At 66.5% G+C, this 14,301-nt stretch carries 16 protein-coding genes and 2 tRNA genes; 4 read left to right on the forward strand and 14 right to left on the reverse strand.

Features of this window, described 5'->3' with window-relative positions:
- Positions 1-18: 18 nt before the first annotated feature.
- Genes ACAM52_RS16550 through surE form a run of 4 tightly spaced genes read right to left on the reverse strand, consistent with a single transcriptional unit; the run spans position 19 to position 3,559 of the window.
- Positions 19-1,092 carry a sigma-70 family RNA polymerase sigma factor gene (locus ACAM52_RS16550; RefSeq protein WP_369647660.1) on the reverse strand — a complete coding sequence of 358 codons (1,074 nt, stop codon included), beginning with the start codon at positions 1,090-1,092 and terminating at the stop codon, positions 19-21.
- A 4-nt stretch (positions 1,093-1,096) separates the two neighbouring features.
- Positions 1,097-2,008: a peptidoglycan DD-metalloendopeptidase family protein gene (locus ACAM52_RS16555; RefSeq protein ID WP_369647661.1), complete on the reverse strand. Its 912-nt coding sequence runs from the start codon at positions 2,006-2,008 to the stop codon at positions 1,097-1,099.
- Between the two features lie 11 nt (positions 2,009-2,019).
- The gene (locus ACAM52_RS16560; protein WP_062479039.1) at positions 2,020-2,796 is read right to left on the reverse strand and encodes a protein-L-isoaspartate(D-aspartate) O-methyltransferase; all 777 of its coding nucleotides are present in this window, start codon (positions 2,794-2,796) and stop codon (positions 2,020-2,022) included.
- A 4-nt stretch (positions 2,797-2,800) separates the two neighbouring features.
- Positions 2,801-3,559: a 5'/3'-nucleotidase SurE gene (surE, locus tag ACAM52_RS16565; RefSeq protein WP_062479041.1), complete on the reverse strand. Its 759-nt coding sequence runs from the start codon at positions 3,557-3,559 to the stop codon at positions 2,801-2,803.
- Between the two features lie 128 nt (positions 3,560-3,687).
- Here surE and ACAM52_RS16570 point away from each other — a divergent pair, with 128 nt between their 5' ends.
- The gene (locus ACAM52_RS16570) at positions 3,688-4,674 is read left to right on the forward strand and encodes an NADPH:quinone oxidoreductase family protein (RefSeq protein ID WP_369647745.1); all 987 of its coding nucleotides are present in this window, start codon (positions 3,688-3,690) and stop codon (positions 4,672-4,674) included.
- 97 nt (positions 4,675-4,771) lie between these two features.
- Here the strand turns inward: ACAM52_RS16570 and ACAM52_RS16575 are convergent, their stop codons facing one another.
- Positions 4,772-5,119, reverse strand: coding sequence for an H-NS family nucleoid-associated regulatory protein (locus ACAM52_RS16575; RefSeq protein ID WP_369647662.1), 348 nt, complete (start codon positions 5,117-5,119; stop codon positions 4,772-4,774).
- Between the two features lie 285 nt (positions 5,120-5,404).
- Positions 5,405-5,480, reverse strand: a tRNA-His gene (locus ACAM52_RS16580).
- Between the two features lie 277 nt (positions 5,481-5,757).
- Here ACAM52_RS16580 and ACAM52_RS16585 point away from each other — a divergent pair.
- Together ACAM52_RS16585 and ACAM52_RS16590 are read left to right on the forward strand one after the other, a co-directional pair.
- Positions 5,758-6,006, forward strand: coding sequence for a GlsB/YeaQ/YmgE family stress response membrane protein (locus tag ACAM52_RS16585; RefSeq protein ID WP_062479046.1), 249 nt, complete (start codon positions 5,758-5,760; stop codon positions 6,004-6,006).
- A gap of 95 nt (positions 6,007-6,101) precedes the next feature.
- Entirely contained in the window at positions 6,102-6,434 is a 333-nt protein-coding gene (locus tag ACAM52_RS16590) for a hypothetical protein (RefSeq protein WP_095744681.1), read from the forward strand.
- Between the two features lie 6 nt (positions 6,435-6,440).
- Here the strand turns inward: ACAM52_RS16590 and ACAM52_RS16595 are convergent, their stop codons facing one another.
- The 6 genes from ACAM52_RS16595 to ACAM52_RS16620 all read right to left on the reverse strand — a co-directional run bounded on the left by ACAM52_RS16595 (position 6,441) and on the right by ACAM52_RS16620 (position 11,801).
- Positions 6,441-7,115 carry a histidine phosphatase family protein gene (locus ACAM52_RS16595; protein WP_139706101.1) on the reverse strand — a complete coding sequence of 225 codons (675 nt, stop codon included), beginning with the start codon at positions 7,113-7,115 and terminating at the stop codon, positions 6,441-6,443.
- Positions 7,116-7,224: 109 nt separating this feature from the next.
- A complete protein-coding gene (locus ACAM52_RS16600; protein ID WP_369647663.1) occupies positions 7,225-9,144 on the reverse strand; it encodes a SurA N-terminal domain-containing protein in 1,920 nt (639 codons plus the stop codon).
- Positions 9,145-9,220: 76 nt separating this feature from the next.
- A tRNA-Val gene (locus tag ACAM52_RS16605) sits at positions 9,221-9,296 on the reverse strand.
- A 29-nt stretch (positions 9,297-9,325) separates the two neighbouring features.
- On the reverse strand, positions 9,326-9,598 hold the full coding sequence (locus ACAM52_RS16610) for an HU family DNA-binding protein (protein WP_007830705.1): 273 nt from the start codon (positions 9,596-9,598) through the stop codon (positions 9,326-9,328).
- 209 nt (positions 9,599-9,807) lie between these two features.
- Positions 9,808-10,893 (reverse strand): tartrate dehydrogenase, encoded by a 1,086-nt coding sequence (locus tag ACAM52_RS16615; protein ID WP_369647664.1) that lies wholly within the window; start codon positions 10,891-10,893, stop codon positions 9,808-9,810.
- Positions 10,890-11,801, reverse strand: coding sequence for an alpha/beta fold hydrolase (locus ACAM52_RS16620; protein WP_369647665.1), 912 nt, complete (start codon positions 11,799-11,801; stop codon positions 10,890-10,892). The genes ACAM52_RS16615 and ACAM52_RS16620 overlap by 4 nt, the downstream gene beginning before the upstream one ends.
- 85 nt (positions 11,802-11,886) lie before the next feature.
- On the opposite strand from ACAM52_RS16620, the gene ACAM52_RS16625 reads away from it, so the two are divergent.
- The gene (locus ACAM52_RS16625; RefSeq protein ID WP_369647666.1) at positions 11,887-12,834 is read left to right on the forward strand and encodes a LysR substrate-binding domain-containing protein; all 948 of its coding nucleotides are present in this window, start codon (positions 11,887-11,889) and stop codon (positions 12,832-12,834) included.
- A 16-nt stretch (positions 12,835-12,850) separates the two neighbouring features.
- On the opposite strand, the gene ACAM52_RS16630 is transcribed toward ACAM52_RS16625, so the two are convergent.
- Complete coding sequence (locus ACAM52_RS16630) at positions 12,851-13,738, reverse strand: DMT family transporter (protein WP_369647667.1); 888 nt, start codon at positions 13,736-13,738, stop codon at positions 12,851-12,853.
- The gene (gene pgsA / locus ACAM52_RS16635) at positions 13,735-14,301 is read right to left on the reverse strand and encodes a CDP-diacylglycerol--glycerol-3-phosphate 3-phosphatidyltransferase (RefSeq protein WP_062479069.1); all 567 of its coding nucleotides are present in this window, start codon (positions 14,299-14,301) and stop codon (positions 13,735-13,737) included. Before pgsA ends, ACAM52_RS16630 begins: the two co-directional genes overlap by 4 nt.

The following is a 14,301-nucleotide window of genomic DNA, read 5'->3' on the forward strand; positions in this document are numbered from 1 at the left end:
CTTCTTTTCTTCACACCGCTAGAACAGCGCGTCGCGGCCGACGCCGGAGCGCGCCAGCTGCTTGCGCATCTTGGCCAGCGCCTCGTTCTGGATCTGCCGCACGCGCTCGCGTGTCAGGCCCAGCCGCACGCTCAGCACCTCGAGCGTCTCGGGCTCCCGGTCGTGCAGGCCGTAGCGACCTTCGAGCACCTCGCGCTCCCGCGCGTTGAGGGCCTGCACCCACTGGTCGAGCAGGCGTTCCACCTCGTGCGTGTGCGTCACGCCAGCAGGGTTGCCCTGCTCGTCGTCGGAGGCCACGGTGTCGGCCAACGTGAAGCCTTCCTCGCCGCGCGCGTCGCCTGCATCGAGCGAACGCGGCGCCTCGGCCAGCGCCAGCAAGTCGGCCACCGCCTGCACCTCGCGACCGAGCAGTGCGGCCACGTCCTCGACGCGCACGCCGTCCGGCCGGCTCGCGAGGAACTCCGCATCGCCCTCGAGCGTGCGGCGTGCCCGCAGGACCTGCTGCAGTTCGCGCACGACATGCACCGGCAGGCGGATCGCCCGTGACTGTGTGATGACGGCGCGCTCGACCGACTGGCGGATCCACCAGGTCGCATACGTGGAGAAGCGAAACCCGCGTTCGGGCTCGAACTTCGTGATGGCATGCATCAGCCCGAGGTTGCCTTCCTCGATGAGGTCGGACAGCGGCATGCCGCGCCCCAGGTAGTTCTTGGCGATGTTGACCACGAGCCGCAGGTTGTGCTCGATCATCGACTGCCGCGCCGCGAAGTCGCCGGCGCGTGCGGCGCAGGCGGTGGTGTATTCCTCGGCGGGAGTGAAGAGCCCGGTGCGCCGGACCTGGCGCAGGTAGATGGTCAGGGCATCGGCGCCCTCGCCGCCCATGACCTCGGCGGCGGTGCCGTGGGGCGGGGCCGATGCTGCGGAGGGAATCGACGGATCCGCTGCGGGGTCGTCGGGAAGAGAGTCCGTGCTCAGCGGCTCGTCGCTGCTGTCCTGATGGCCATTGTGGCCACCGTTGCTTCGAGGTGAAGGGCTGCCCTGCCCCGCCAGCCCACGCACGGGCAGTGTGCGAAGAGGGCGGGAGGCAGCCATGGCATCACCGGTTGGGCAGGTAGCGCGACGGGTCGACGGGCTTGCCCTGGCGGCGGATCTCGAAATGCAGCTTCACGCGATCGGCGTCGCTGTTGCCCATTTCGGCGATCTTCTGGCCCTTCTGAACCGACTGGTCTTCCTTCACGAGCAGCGTCTGGTTGTGCGCATACGCCGTGAGGTAGGTGTTGTTGTGCTTCAGGATGATCAGGTTGCCGTAGCCGCGCAGGCCGGCACCGGCGTAGACCACACGGCCATCGGCCGCGGCCAGCACGGGGTCGCCGGCCTTGCCGCTGATGTCGTAGCCCTTGTTCTTGGCTTCGTCGAAACCGGCGATCAGCGAACCGCTCGCAGGCCAGATCCAGCCCAGGTCGTCGTCACCCGAGCTGCTCGGGCCCGAAGGCGACGCCGTGACGGGCGGCTTGGTGGTGCCGCTCGCGCCGCTGGCCGGCACCGCCGGCGTGACAGACGCCTGCGGGGTCACCGGCTTCGTGGTCGCCTCGGTGGGCGCAGCAGGCGCCGAGGTGGACGGTGCCGTGGCAACCGCCGTGCTCCCGCCGGTCGGCGGAATCACGCGCAACACCTGGCCGACTTCGATCAGGTCGGGGTTGTCGAGGTTGTTCCAGCGCACGATGTCCTGCCAGCGCTGGCCCGTTTCGCTGCCGATGCGGCGGATGGAGTCACCGGGGCGCACGGCGTAGTAGCCGGGCTTGCCGTAGTTCTCGATACCGGGGAGCGGTTTGCCGGACGCGTCGGTCGTGATGGGAGGACCGCTGGGCGTCGTTGCCCCGGGTGCGCGCGTCATGGTGCCCCGGTCTTCGACCGGTGCGGGACCGCGCGGTGCGGAGCAGCCCGCGATCACGAGCACAACAGCCAACGTGATGCCTGCGAACAAACTCCGATTGCCAAAACCCTGCATTTGTTATTCCTTCAAGCGATGCCCGATTTTAGGGGGACAAAGTGAACCGCCTCAAGAATGCGCCGCTCGAGCCCACGGGGGGTCTTGTCGATCACGACGAGGGCCTGTCCACCCGTGGCGGAATGGGTCGGCGCGACGATGCGCCCGCCCACCGCGAGCTGCGCGATCCAGGCCTCGGGCACGGCCTCGCCGCCTGCCGCGGCGATGATGCCCGCGTACGGCGCGCCCTTCGCGTAACCGATCATGCCGTCGCCCAGCATCAGGTGGACGGTGGCCAGGCGGAAATGCCGCAGATTGGTGCGCGCGCGCTCGTGCAGTCCGCGCAGGCGCTCGATGCTGTAGACCTCGGTGGCCACCTCGTTCAGCACCGCGGCCTGGTAACCGCAGCCGGTGCCGATCTCGAGCACGCGGCCCAGCCGCTCCTGCGGCTTGCCGACCAGCGCCGGCGCGCCCAGCAGCAGCTCGATCATGCGAGCCACCACATTGGGCTTGGAAATGGTCTGCCCCAGCCCGATCGGCAGGCTGGTGTCTTCATAGGCCTGGTTGACCAGCGCGCTGTCGACGAAGCGATGCCGCTCGACAGTGCCCATGGCGCGCAGCACGCGCGCGTCGGTGATGCCCTGCGCCGCGAGCTTTTGCACCATGCGCGCACGCACGGCATCGGACGCCATCGAAGGCGTGGACGGGACCATCGGCTTGACCGGCACGGCGGGCATGCGCCCGCGCGTGGCGGCCGAAGCGGTGGGGGTCAGTCGAACCGGGAAACTGGGCCGCGGAGGGGTCGCCATGTCGTCAATTGCCGAGACGGGCAACCGTCTCGCGCCATTGGCCCAGGTTGGCGTGGTCGGTCAGGTCGATCTGCAAGGGCGTCAGCGCGATGTGACCGGCCGCGGTCGCGTGGAAATCGGTGCCCTCCCCACTGTCCTTGGCGCTGCCTGCACCGGCGATCCAGTACATGGTTTCGCCGCGCGGGCTGTCCTGCGTGATCACCTTTTCGGCCGCGTGGCGGCGCCCGAGCCGGCACACCTTGACCGGTTTCAGTTCGTCGAACGGGCGGTTCGGCACGTTCACGTTGAGCAGGAAGGCGGGGCCGCCGAGCATCTTTTCGCGCTCGATCTGCTGCACCAGCCGGCGCGCCACCTGGGCCGCCGCATCCACGTGCGCCCAACCCTTTTCGATCTGCGAGAAGGCGATGGCCGGAATGCCGAACAGGTAGGCCTCCATCGCCGCGCCCACGGTGCCTGAATAGATGGTGTCGTCGCCCATGTTGGCGCCGTTGTTGATGCCCGAGACCACCAGGTCAGGACGGTAGTCGAGCAGGCCCTTGAGCGCGATGTGCACGCAATCGGCCGGCGTGCCCGTCACGTAGCGGAAACCGTTGTGCGCCTTGTGCACATACAGCGGTGCGGCCAGCGTGAGTGCGTTCGACTTGGCGCTGTTGTTGTGCTCGGGGGCCACGACCTCGACGTCGGCGATGTCCTTGAGTGCGTCGTGCAACGCGACGATGCCCGGCGCCTGAAAGCCATCGTCATTGGAAATAAGTATCTTCATGGTGCTTCTGGGTGCAGCGGATTGTAGGTGCGGGGTGCGTCGCAGCAGGGACAACGCCGCACCACAGCGCCGCCTATCATCGCCCCGAATTCATTGCCCACACGACTCATTCGAAGGAGACCCCGAGCATGCACGCATGGCTTTGCGAAAACCCCACCGGCGTCGACGCGCTGACCTGGAAAGAACTGCCCACCCCCACGCCGGGCCCGGGCCAGGTGCTGATCGAGATCAAGGCGGCCAGCCTGAATTTTCCCGACCTGCTGATCGTGCAGAACAAGTACCAGATGAAGCCGCCGCTGCCCTTCGTTCCCGGATCGGAATATGCGGGCGTGATCCAGGCGGTGGGCGAAGGCGTCACGCACCTCAAGGTCGGCCAGAACGTGGCGTGCCTGTCGGGCACGGGCGGCTTCGGCACCCACACGCTGGCACCCGCCGCGCTGTGCATGCCGCTGCCCGAAGGCTTTGGCCATGTCGACGCGGCCGCTTTCATCATGATCTACGCCACCTCGTGGCACGCACTGATGGACCGCGCGCAGCTCAAGGCGGGCGAAACGGTGCTGGTGCTGGGCGCGGCCGGCGGCGTGGGCACCGCGGCGATCCAGATCGCCAAGGCGGCAGGCGCCAAGGTGATTGCGGCAGCCTCGACCGACGAAAAGTGCGAACTCTGCCGCTCGATCGGCGCCGACGCGACGATCAATTACACGACGCATGCGCTGCCCAATGGTTTCCGCGATGCCATCAAAGCCGCGACCGACGGCAAAGGCCCGGATGTGATTTACGACCCCGTGGGCGGCGATTTCGCAGAACCCGCATTCCGCTCGATTGGCTGGCGCGGTCGCTATTTGGTGGTCGGTTTTGCATCGGGTCCGATCCCGTCGCTGCCATTGAATCTCACGCTGCTCAAAGGCGCGTCGCTGGTGGGCGTGTTCTGGGGCGATTTCGCCAGACGCGAACCCAAGGCCAATGCGCAGATGATGGCCGAATTGGCCCAGTGGTACGGCCAGGGAAAAATCAAGCCGGTGATCGACAGCACGATGCCGATGGCCGAATTGAAGGCCGCCTATGCGCACATGGGATCGCGCGGCGTCAAGGGAAAACTGGTGATGGTCAACTGATCGAACGCGCGCGCATCGCCGTGCGCGCCATCCAATAAAAAAGCCCGCCGAAGCGGGCTTTTTTATTGGGCGAATGTCCAACTGATTCTGCAGGCAATCACTTGATCTCGTAATCGGAGAGCGACTTGCCGGCTGCCAGGGCTTCCGTGACCCAGCGCGGCTTGCGGCCACGGCCACCGGACCAGGTTTCGCCCGTCGGGCCGCGGTATTTGGCGGCGGCCTTGGCGGCTGCAGGACCTGCGCTGCGCTTGGTTGCGGTAGCACGGCCACCACCCAGCTTCAGATCGGAAGCGGTCAAACCGTATTCCGCAATCTTCCTGCGCACTTCTTCGATCACGCCGGCCCGTTCCTGGTTGCGCAGGTCTTCGGCCTGCTTGCGCAATTGCGCAATCTGCTCGTCGTGCTTCTGGATCTGGGAATTGATATCGGCGAGTGACGAAGCCATTGTTGGACTCCTGTTGTGAATTGAAAACGGCTGAATTCTAATTCAAACCACTTTTGCCACAAGCGCCTTTTCAGCAGAAAAATGCAGGCGCATTGGTTGAATGCAACAACCCGCAACACATGCGCACCATTTTGGGTACTTTCAAAATCGGGGCGGAGGAGGAAAGAATGCGGCGTGCAACCTAGCGCTTGAAGCGACGGCGAAGCCAGAAATGACAACGCCGGGCAAGCCCGGCGTTGGAATCCCTTGGGAGCTATTGAGAAATAGCGCTGGGACTGAATTTTTTGGGGTGGCTGATGGGACTCGAACCCACGACGACCAGAATCACAATCTGGGACTCTACCAACTGAGCTACAGCCACCGTAGAGCCTCTGATTGTAGCGTTAAAAATCGCGGCTTTCGCTCCCGCGATCACCAAAGACGCTGAAATGCCACATCGACATGCGGCCCAACGCCTTCAGAGACCGTCCGCGATGGCCTGCCGCCACACATGCGTCCTGCCCCATGGGCATAACTTCGCAGTCACCCGTTCGATGTGCCAGGCCGACGCCGACGTGCGAATGGCTCCGCTATCATGAATGCGAGCGGCCCGACCGGGCCCGGCTTTCGCCACTTCACTTCATCAAAGGAACTTCTTCATGAGCATCGTCTGGACTATCCTGATCGGGTTCGTCGTGGGTCTCGTGGCGCGGGCCGTCAAGCCGGGCAACGATTCCGCCGGCTTCATCGTGACCACGCTGATCGGCATCGCAGGTTCGCTGGGCGTGACCTACCTCGGCCAGGCAATGGGCTGGTACACCGCCGGCCAGGGCGCCGGCTTCATCGCCTCCGTGCTGGGCGCGATCGTGCTGCTGATTCTCTACGGCCTCATCAAGCGCAAGAGCTGATGCCCCTGACGCCGTGCCGCGCAACGCGGCCGGCGGTTCTTCCGGCTGCCTGAGCCCCCCACTTCTTCAGCCAGCCTCGCGAGGCCTTCCCGCCGATGCCCCGCAAACCACGCGCCCGTCATCACGTCTATGTGGTCGAACTCGACGACCGCGTCTGGAACAACGGCCGCTTCCGGCGCGCCAACCCCGACTACCAGCTCGGCAAGCCCTTCGTCTATGTCGGCATGACCGGCCTGGACCCCGACATCCGTTTCGACAAGCACAAGGCCGGCATCCAGGCCAATCGCTTCGTGCAGGAATTCGGCCTGCGACTGTTGCCCGCGCTCTACGAACGCTACAACCCGATGCCGTACGACGATGCGCGGCTGATGGAGGTCGACCTGGGCATCGCCCTGCGCCGCGCCGGCTACGGCGTCTGGCAGGCCTGACGCGGTTCAGGAGTAGGTGACCCAGTCCGCATACGCCGGGCCGTCGAGGTGCGGCAAAGTGTTGTAGGTCACGAGCATGTGCCGCTTCGGCGTGAAGGCGAACTCGGTCACCGAGCTGTTGCGGATGCGCAGGTTGAGTTCGATGGTCGTCTCGGCGCTCGTGCCCAGCACGTGGCCGACCGCGGTGCTGATCGGCCCGCCACTCGACACCACCAGCACCTTCGCGCCGTGGTGCCGCTCGCGCACATGGTCGAGCGCGGTGGTCACTCCGGCCAGGAAATCGACGTAGCTCGGCATGCCGACCGGCGCCGTGCGCCCCTGCATCCACGCGCCGAGCCCATCGCGCAGCAGGCGGAAATGATGGCGGTACATCTCGGGCGAATCGGGCTTCTCGAGCTTGCCCTGGTGCACCGTGGCAATGACGGCTTCGCTGTCGTACTCGTTGAGCCCCGGCCAGGGCAGCACGTCGTCACGCGACAGCCCGAGCCCCTGCGCGATGCCCTCCCAGGTCTGCTTGTGGCGCTTCAGCGTGCCGGTGATGACGGCATCGAAACGCATGCCGCGCTCGCGCCAGTATTCGCCCAGGCGCACGGACTGCCGGTGTCCGAGCTCGCTCAGGTTGTCATAGTCGGCAGCACCGAAGCTGGCCTGCCCGTGGCGCACGAGGTAAAGGGTTCCCATGCGCCGGATTCTGGCAAGAAGCGCGACACGCGCTTGTCCCTCGTGCGACCAAAAAAAAGCCCGGGTCGTCGAACCCGGGCTTGTGGCGAGCAGCAGTTGCCCGTCTGTCTCAGCGCGCCGCGGCAGCGGTCGGCAGCGTGTCGGCCGGCTTCGGCACGAGGATCTCCACCTTGAAGCGTTGCTTCAGCAGCTCGTAGTAGGCAGCGGCTTCGGCGGCGGTCACCGACTGGGCGATCTGCATGCTTTCCTGCTGCGCCTGTTCGGCCGTCGGCGGCGTGCGCGGCACGACCTTGGTCACGCGGACCACGGCATAGCCTTGTGTGCCGAGGTCCACGCCGAGCAGTGCGGGCAGCTTGGCGCCGTCGGCACGCAGCGCGGCGTCGATCACCGGCGTCGGTTGCGACTGCGCATCGATGCGCGACACCGTGACCGGCGCGCCGAAAGTAGCGCCGTCGGCCTTCACCTTCCAGGCGGCGAGCTTGGCTTCGCCCTCGGTCTTGGCCAGTGCTGCGGCGCGCTCGGTAATGAGCTGTGCGCGGATCTTGTCCTTCACCTCGGCCAGCGGAATCGGATGCGCGGCCGTGTACTGCGTCACGCGGCCCGATGCGAGCTGGTTCGGACCGACTTCGATGGCTTCGGTGTTCTGCTTGCGGTCGAGCGAGTCGGAGGCATACAGCGCCTGCAGGAAGTTGCGGCTGGCGAGCGGACCGGTGGCGCCCGGTGCGGGCGTGCGCGGCACGTTGGTGGCGGTCTGGATCGTGAGCTTCAGCTTCTCGGCGGCCGGCTTCAGGCTCTCGGGCTGCTGATAGACGGTGTCCGTGAAAATTTCCGCAGCCTTCGCGAATTCCTGCGTGGCCTGTTGGGCGCGCACTTCGTTCTCGATGGTCGCGCGCACCTTCTCGAAAGGCGGCACCACGGCCGGCTTGATGTCGGTCAGCTGAACGATGTGATAGCCGAACTCGGTCTCGACGAGGTCGCTGATGTCGCCCTTCTTGAGCGCGAACATCGCGTCTTCGAAAGGCTTGACCATCGCGCCGCGCGTGACGAAGTCGAGGTCGCCACCCTTCTCGGCCGAGCCGGGATCCTGCGAGTTCTTGCGCGCCACGTCGGCGAAGGTGTTCGGCGCCTTCTTCACGTCGGCCAGCAACTGCTCGGCCTTGGCCTTCGCCTTGGCGCGGTCGCCGCTGGACATGCTGGCGGGCGCGGTGATCAGGATGTGGCTCGCACGGCGCTCTTCCTTGGTGCCGAAGCGCGCGGTGTTCTGTTCGTAGTAGGTCTTGAGGTCGGCTTCGTTCGCGACGATGTTCTTCTTCGCGGCTTCGAGGTCGAGCACGAGGTACTCGATGCTGGCCTGCTCCGGCGCCTGGAACTGCGACGTGTGGTCCTTGTAGTAAGCCTCGATGTCGGCGTCGCTCACCGTGACCTTCGACGCGAAGCTCTCGGGCGCGAAACGCGCCACCTGGATTTCACGGCGGTCGTAGAACGCATTGACGGTGGCCGCGGTCAGCGCCGCCGGTGCGAAGCTCGTGCCGGTCACGCCCAGCAGCACCTGCTGCGAGGCCATGTCGGCGCGCACCGAGGCTTCGTACTGCTCGGGCGTGCGGCCGGTGGCGCGCAGGAAGGCTTCGCGGTCGAACTTGCCGTCGGCCGTGCGGAACGCAGCCAGGCCGGCGTCCTGCGCGAACATGCGCGTAAGGCGGTCTTCGGACACCGACATGTTGGTCTTGACCGCCGCGGCCGCCAGCACGCGATCGCGCACCATGCGCTCCAGCGTGGCGTAGCGCAGCGCGTCGGAGTCGAGCAGCGTCGGATCGACGTTGGGCGACTGCTGGCGGATGCGGTCGGTCTCGACGCGGTGCTGCTGGTCCCACTCGGGCTTGGTGATGTCATGGCCCTGGATGCGGGCCACCTTCTCGTCGCCGCCCATGCCCTGGTAGCGCTCGACACCAAAGAAGACGAACGAGGGAATGATCAGCAAGAACAAGAAAATCATCACGACTTTGTTGTACTTGCGGAAGGTATCAAACATGCTTGAACACTCTTTTTCGACGGGCGCCGGACGGCAATAAAAAAGGCGAACCGGTGTTCGCCTTTGCATCGGGTGGTGGTGGGTGCTGAGGGGCTCGAACCCCCGACCTACGCCTTGTAAGGGCGCCGCTCTACCAACTGAGCTAAGCACCCCACCTGGAATACTCTCCGAGTCTACAGCCTCAGTTCAGCGCGTCTTTGAGCGCCTTGCCGGGACGGAACTTCGGGATCTTGGCTGCCTTGATTTTAATCGCGTCGCCGGTGCGGGGATTCCGGCCGGTGCGGGCTGCGCGTTTGCCGACTGCGAAAGTGCCGAAACCGACGAGCGACACGGAACCGCCCTTCTTGAGCGTGGTACGAATGGCGCCAATGGTGGATTCGAGCGCACGGGTCGCTGCGGCTTTGGAAATATCGGCGTTCTTTGCGATGTGCTCAATCAGTTCGGTCTTGTTCACAAGGGCCCCTTGTCGAAAAAAAGTTGGTCGGCTTTCGTCAGCTGCGACCTGGCCGCGACGGGAGCGACTCAAGAACATGGCAGGCCTGACGCCTCGGCAGCTCACTGCCAGCGAGGATTACAACCACTGGTCTGCGGGGTGTCAATAAGACACAACGCACTGCAGCCCAGCGGAGCGCGCGATTTTAGGGGCGTTTCGCGACGTACTTTTCAAAGGGCCTCGGCAATTGCCTTTCCGAGGTCGGCCGTGCCCGCCCGACCGCCGATGTCCGGCGTGCGCGGCGCGCCGCTTTGGGGCGCGAGCACCTTCTCGATGGTCGCCAGGATCGCGTCGTGCGCGTCCTTGTGGCCGAGAAACTCCAGCATCATCGCGCCGCACCAGATCTGCCCGATCGGGTTGGCGATGCCCTGCCCGGCGATGTCCGGCGCCGAGCCGTGCACCGGCTCGAACAGCGAGGGCGTGGTGCGCTCGGGGTTGAGGTTGGCGCTGGGCGCGATGCCGATGGTGCCGGTGCAGGCCGGGCCCAGGTCGGACAGGATGTCGCCGAACAGGTTGCTCGCCACCACCACGTCGAAGAAGTCGGGCCGCTGCACGAAGTGCGCCGTGAGGATGTCGATGTGGAACTTGTCCAGCGTGATGCCCGGGTAGCCCTTGGCCATTTCCACCACGCGCTCGTCCCAGTACGGCATGGTGATCGAGATGCCGTTCGACTTGGTGGCGCTGGTCAGGTGCTTCTTCGGCCGCGACTGCGCCAGCTCGAAGGCGAACTTCAGCACGCGGTCGACACCCACGCGCGACATCACGGTTTCCTGCACCACGATCTCGCGCGGCGTGCCCTGGTACATGCGCCCACCGATGCTCGAATACTCGCCCTCGGTGTTCTCGCGCACGATGTACATGTCGATCTCGCCGGGCGCGCGCGGCGAGCCGTCGCGGCGCACCACGGGCGCAACGATGCCGGGCATCAGGCGCGCGGGACGCAGGTTGATGTACTGGTCGAACTCGCGGCGGAACATGAGCAGCGAGCCCCACAGCGACACGTGGTCGGGAATCTTCTCGGGCCAGCCGACCGCGCCGAAGAAGATGGCGTCGTGACCGCCGATCTGGTCCTTCCAGTTGTCAGGCAGCATCTGGCCGTGCTTCTCGTAATAGTCCCAGCTCGAGAAGTCGAAGTGGTCGAACTTCAGGTCGATGCCGAATTTGCGCGCCGCCGCATCGAGCACGCGCAGCCCCTCGGGCATGACTTCCTTGCCGATGCCGTCGCCGGCGATGACTGCGATTCTGTGGGTGCTCATGAAGTGGCTCCTGGGTGTTCAGGGGAAACGAAAAAATTCAGCGCCTCGGCCAGCAAGGCGTCGGGGGCTTCTTCGGGGATGTAGTGGCCGCAAGGCAAGGCGCGGCCCGACACCTCGTCGGCCCGCTCGCGCCAGAGCGAGAGCACATCGAACGCGCGCCCCACCGCCCCGTGCTCGCCCCACAGCACGCGCAGCGGCTGCGCGAGGCGGCGGCCCGCGGCGATGTCGGCGCGGTCGTGCACGAGGTCGATGGTGGCGGAGGCGCGGTAGTCCTCGCAGATGGATTCGGCGGTGCCCGGGATGGCAATGCAGCGTTCGTACTCGGCCAGCACCTCGGGCGCGAACGGCGCGAGCCCCGCGTGCCGCCCGCCCATCACGCTGCGCACGTAGCGCACCGGGTCGGACGCAATCAGCGCCTCGGGCAGTGGCGGCGGCTGGATCAGGAAGAACCAGTGCCAGTAGGCCTTGGCAAACGCTTCGGAGGTGTGTTCGTACATCGCCAGCGTCGGCGCGATGTCGAGCAGCAGCATGCGCTCGACCGCGCCGGGATGGTCGGCCGCGAGCCGGTGGGCCACGCGCGCGCCGCGGTCGTGCGCGAGGACGGCGAAGCGTTCAAAGCCATGGTGATGCATGGCGGCCAGCGCGTCGCGCGCCATCTCCCGCTTGCTGTAGACCGCATGTTCGGCGTCGGCCGCCGGACGGCCCGAGTCGCCATAACCGCGCAGGTCCACGGCCACCACCGTGAAACGCTCGGCCAGCGCGGGCGCGACGCGGTGCCAGATCGCGTGCGTTTGCGGATGGCCGTGCAACAGCAGCAAGGGAGCGCCCTGCCCGCCGATGCGACCGTGGATGCGCACGCCATCGCGAGCGATTTCGAAGCAGGGGAAGTCGAGGAAGGAAGCCGTCACGCCGCGATTGTGCGTTGCACCCCGGCGGCCATCAAGCAACAATCAGCCAATTCATACTTTCCACTTTGGCACGAATCCCCACGCAATGGAACGCGGCGATCTCGAACTGGTGCTGGCCATCCGCGACCAGGGCAGCCTGGCCGGCGCGGCCGCCACGCTCGACGTGGTGCCCTCGGTCATCACCAAGCGGCTCGGCGCGCTGGAGGCCCGGCTCGGGCAGCGGCTGTTCGACCGCACGACGCGGCGGCTCAGCGTCACGGCCGAAGGCGAGGCCGTGTGCCTGCATGCGCGCACGCTGCTCGAAGGCTTCGCGGCGCTCGAAAGCGAACTCGGCGAACGGCAGAACGCGCTGATCGGCACGGTCCGCCTCGCGGCCACCTTCGGCTTTGGCCGGCACTGGCTCGGCCCGGCACTCGCGGACTTCCAGGCGCAGCACCCCGGCCTGCAGGTCGAGCTGCTGCTGACCGAGCAGCTGCCCGACCTCGGCGCCGAAGGCTACGACGGCGCGGTCTGGCTGTGGGCGGTGCAGCAGCACCGCGCCGTCGACTGGACCACGCGCCGCATCGCGCGCAACCAGCGCGTGCTGGCCGCCTCGCCCGACTACCTGGCACGCCGCGGCACGCCGGCCACGGTGGAAGCGCTGGCCACGCACGACTGCCTGATCGCGCGCGAGAACGGCGACGCCGCGCAGTCGCGCCAGTTCGCGCTCTGGACGCTGCGCCATGCGCGCGACGGCAGCACGGCGCGCGTGCGGGTGCAGGGTCCGCTCACGAGCAATTCAGGAGAAATGGTGCGCGACTGGTGCCTCGCGGGCCACGGTGTCATGCTGCGCAGCCTTTGGGACATCGCGCCGCAGCTCGCAAGCGGCGAACTGGTGCGCGTGCTGCCGCTGTACAGCATGCCCGACGCCGACATCCACTGGGTCGCGCCGTGGCGACCGAAGACGCCGCGCCGCGTGCGCCTGCTGGTCGATCACCTGGTCGAGCAGTTCCGTTTGGAGCCCTGGAAGCCGGCCAAGCCGGCCGGGCGCTGAAAAGGAGAAAGCGCCGTCAGCGCTCCGCGCGCACCACGAGGCTCACGCCGACGGCCGTCAGCCCGATGCCCAGCACCGTGGTCCAGGTGATCGGTTCGGCGAACAGCAGCCACGCCATCAGCGCCGTGCACGGCGGCACGAGGTACAGCAGGCTGGTGACGGCGGTGGCCGTGCCGCGCTGGATCAACATATAGAGCAGCGAGCTGCCGCCCAGCGACAGCGCCAGCACCGACCATGCCATCGCGCCGATCGAATGCGTGTTCCATTCGATGGCCTGCGCCTCGAGCGCGGCGAAAGGCAGGGTCACGAGCAGCGCGGCGGCCATCTGCACCGCGCTGGCGCTGCGCACGTCGCAAGGCGCGACGAAGCGCTTCTGGTACAGCGTGCCCGCCGTGATCGACAGCAGCGCCATCACGGCCAGCCCCATCGTCAGCGCGTTGACCTCGGTGCCCTGCCCCAGTTTGCGCGACACCACCAAGACCAGCCCGGCGAAACCCAGGGCCAGCCCGATCCACTGCCGTCCCGAAATGCGCCCACCGTTGAAAGACAGCCAGACAGCCGTGAGCACCGGCTGGATGCCGACCAGCAGCGCCACCAGCCCCGCGCCCATGCCCGCATGCACCGCCGCCCAGACGCCACCGAGGTAGCCGGCCTGCATCAGCACGCCCGTGACCGCCAGATGCCCCCATTGCGCGCGCTTCGATGGCCACGCCACGCGCGCGAGCATGACCCACACGCCGAAGCAGGCGAGCGACAGCGCATAGCGCACGGCGAGGAACTTGAGGGGCGGCGCATAGGGCATGCCATAGCGCGCAACGATGAAACCCGTGCTCCAGATCAGCACGAAGACCGCCGGCATCGCCCGCAGCCAGCCTGCGTTGCGGACCGAGACGGCCGCGGTCATTTGGAGTGGGCCCGGATCTCGGGAATGGCCTTTTGCAGGTAATAGACCATCGACCAGACAGTGAGCACCGCCGAGATCCAGATCAGCCACTGGCCCCAGAGGCCGGTGTCGATCACCTTGAAGAGATGTCCGTCATAGAGCAGGAAGGGAATCGCGACCATCTGCACGGTCGTCTTGACCTTGCCGATCATGTGGACCGCCACGCTCTTGCCGGCGCCGATGCGCGCCATCCATTCGCGCAGCGCCGAGATGGCGATCTCGCGTCCGATGATGATGAGCGCCACGAACACGTCGGCCCGCTGCAGATGCACCAGCACCAGCAGCGCGGCGCAGACGAGAAACTTGTCGGCCACCGGATCGAGGAAGGCGCCGAAGGAAGAGGTCTGGTTGAGCTTGCGCGCCAGGTAGCCGTCGAGCCAGTCGGTGGCGGCGAACACGATGAACATGACCGTGGCGATCAGGTTGCGCGTCGGTTCGCTGATCGGCAGGTAGAAAACGCCGACGATCAACGGAATCGCGACGATGCGCGTCCAGGTCATGATGGTCGGTAGGGTCCAGAACAT

Source organism: Variovorax sp. V118, assembly GCF_041154445.1.
Taxonomy (GTDB): domain Bacteria; phylum Pseudomonadota; class Gammaproteobacteria; order Burkholderiales; family Burkholderiaceae_C; genus Variovorax; species Variovorax boronicumulans.

Excerpts from the sequence above, each read along its gene's own strand:
- ACAM52_RS16555 (WP_369647661.1), bottom strand. The coding sequence starts at position 2,008 with ATGCAGGGTTTTGGCAATCGGAGTTTGTTCGCAGGCATCACGTTGGCT.
- ACAM52_RS16625 (WP_369647666.1), top strand. The coding sequence starts at position 11,887 with ATGGAACGCGGCGATCTCGAACTGGTGCTGGCCATCCGCGACCAGGGC.
- ACAM52_RS16550 (WP_369647660.1), bottom strand. The coding sequence starts at position 1,092 with ATGGCTGCCTCCCGCCCTCTTCGCACACTGCCCGTGCGTGGGCTGGCG.
- ACAM52_RS16630 (WP_369647667.1), bottom strand. The coding sequence starts at position 13,738 with ATGACCGCGGCCGTCTCGGTCCGCAACGCAGGCTGGCTGCGGGCGATG.
- surE (WP_062479041.1), bottom strand. The coding sequence starts at position 3,559 with ATGAAGATACTTATTTCCAATGACGATGGCTTTCAGGCGCCGGGCATC.
- ACAM52_RS16560 (WP_062479039.1), bottom strand. The coding sequence starts at position 2,796 with ATGGCGACCCCTCCGCGGCCCAGTTTCCCGGTTCGACTGACCCCCACC.
- ACAM52_RS16585 (WP_062479046.1), top strand. The coding sequence starts at position 5,758 with ATGAGCATCGTCTGGACTATCCTGATCGGGTTCGTCGTGGGTCTCGTG.
- ACAM52_RS16615 (WP_369647664.1), bottom strand. The coding sequence starts at position 10,893 with ATGAGCACCCACAGAATCGCAGTCATCGCCGGCGACGGCATCGGCAAG.
- ACAM52_RS16570 (WP_369647745.1), top strand. The coding sequence starts at position 3,688 with ATGCACGCATGGCTTTGCGAAAACCCCACCGGCGTCGACGCGCTGACC.
- ACAM52_RS16600 (WP_369647663.1), bottom strand. The coding sequence starts at position 9,144 with ATGTTTGATACCTTCCGCAAGTACAACAAAGTCGTGATGATTTTCTTG.
- ACAM52_RS16575 (WP_369647662.1), bottom strand. The coding sequence starts at position 5,119 with ATGGCTTCGTCACTCGCCGATATCAATTCCCAGATCCAGAAGCACGAC.
- ACAM52_RS16595 (WP_139706101.1), bottom strand. The coding sequence starts at position 7,115 with ATGGGAACCCTTTACCTCGTGCGCCACGGGCAGGCCAGCTTCGGTGCT.
- ACAM52_RS16590 (WP_095744681.1), top strand. The coding sequence starts at position 6,102 with ATGCCCCGCAAACCACGCGCCCGTCATCACGTCTATGTGGTCGAACTC.
- pgsA (WP_062479069.1), bottom strand. The coding sequence starts at position 14,301 with ATGTTCTGGACCCTACCGACCATCATGACCTGGACGCGCATCGTCGCG.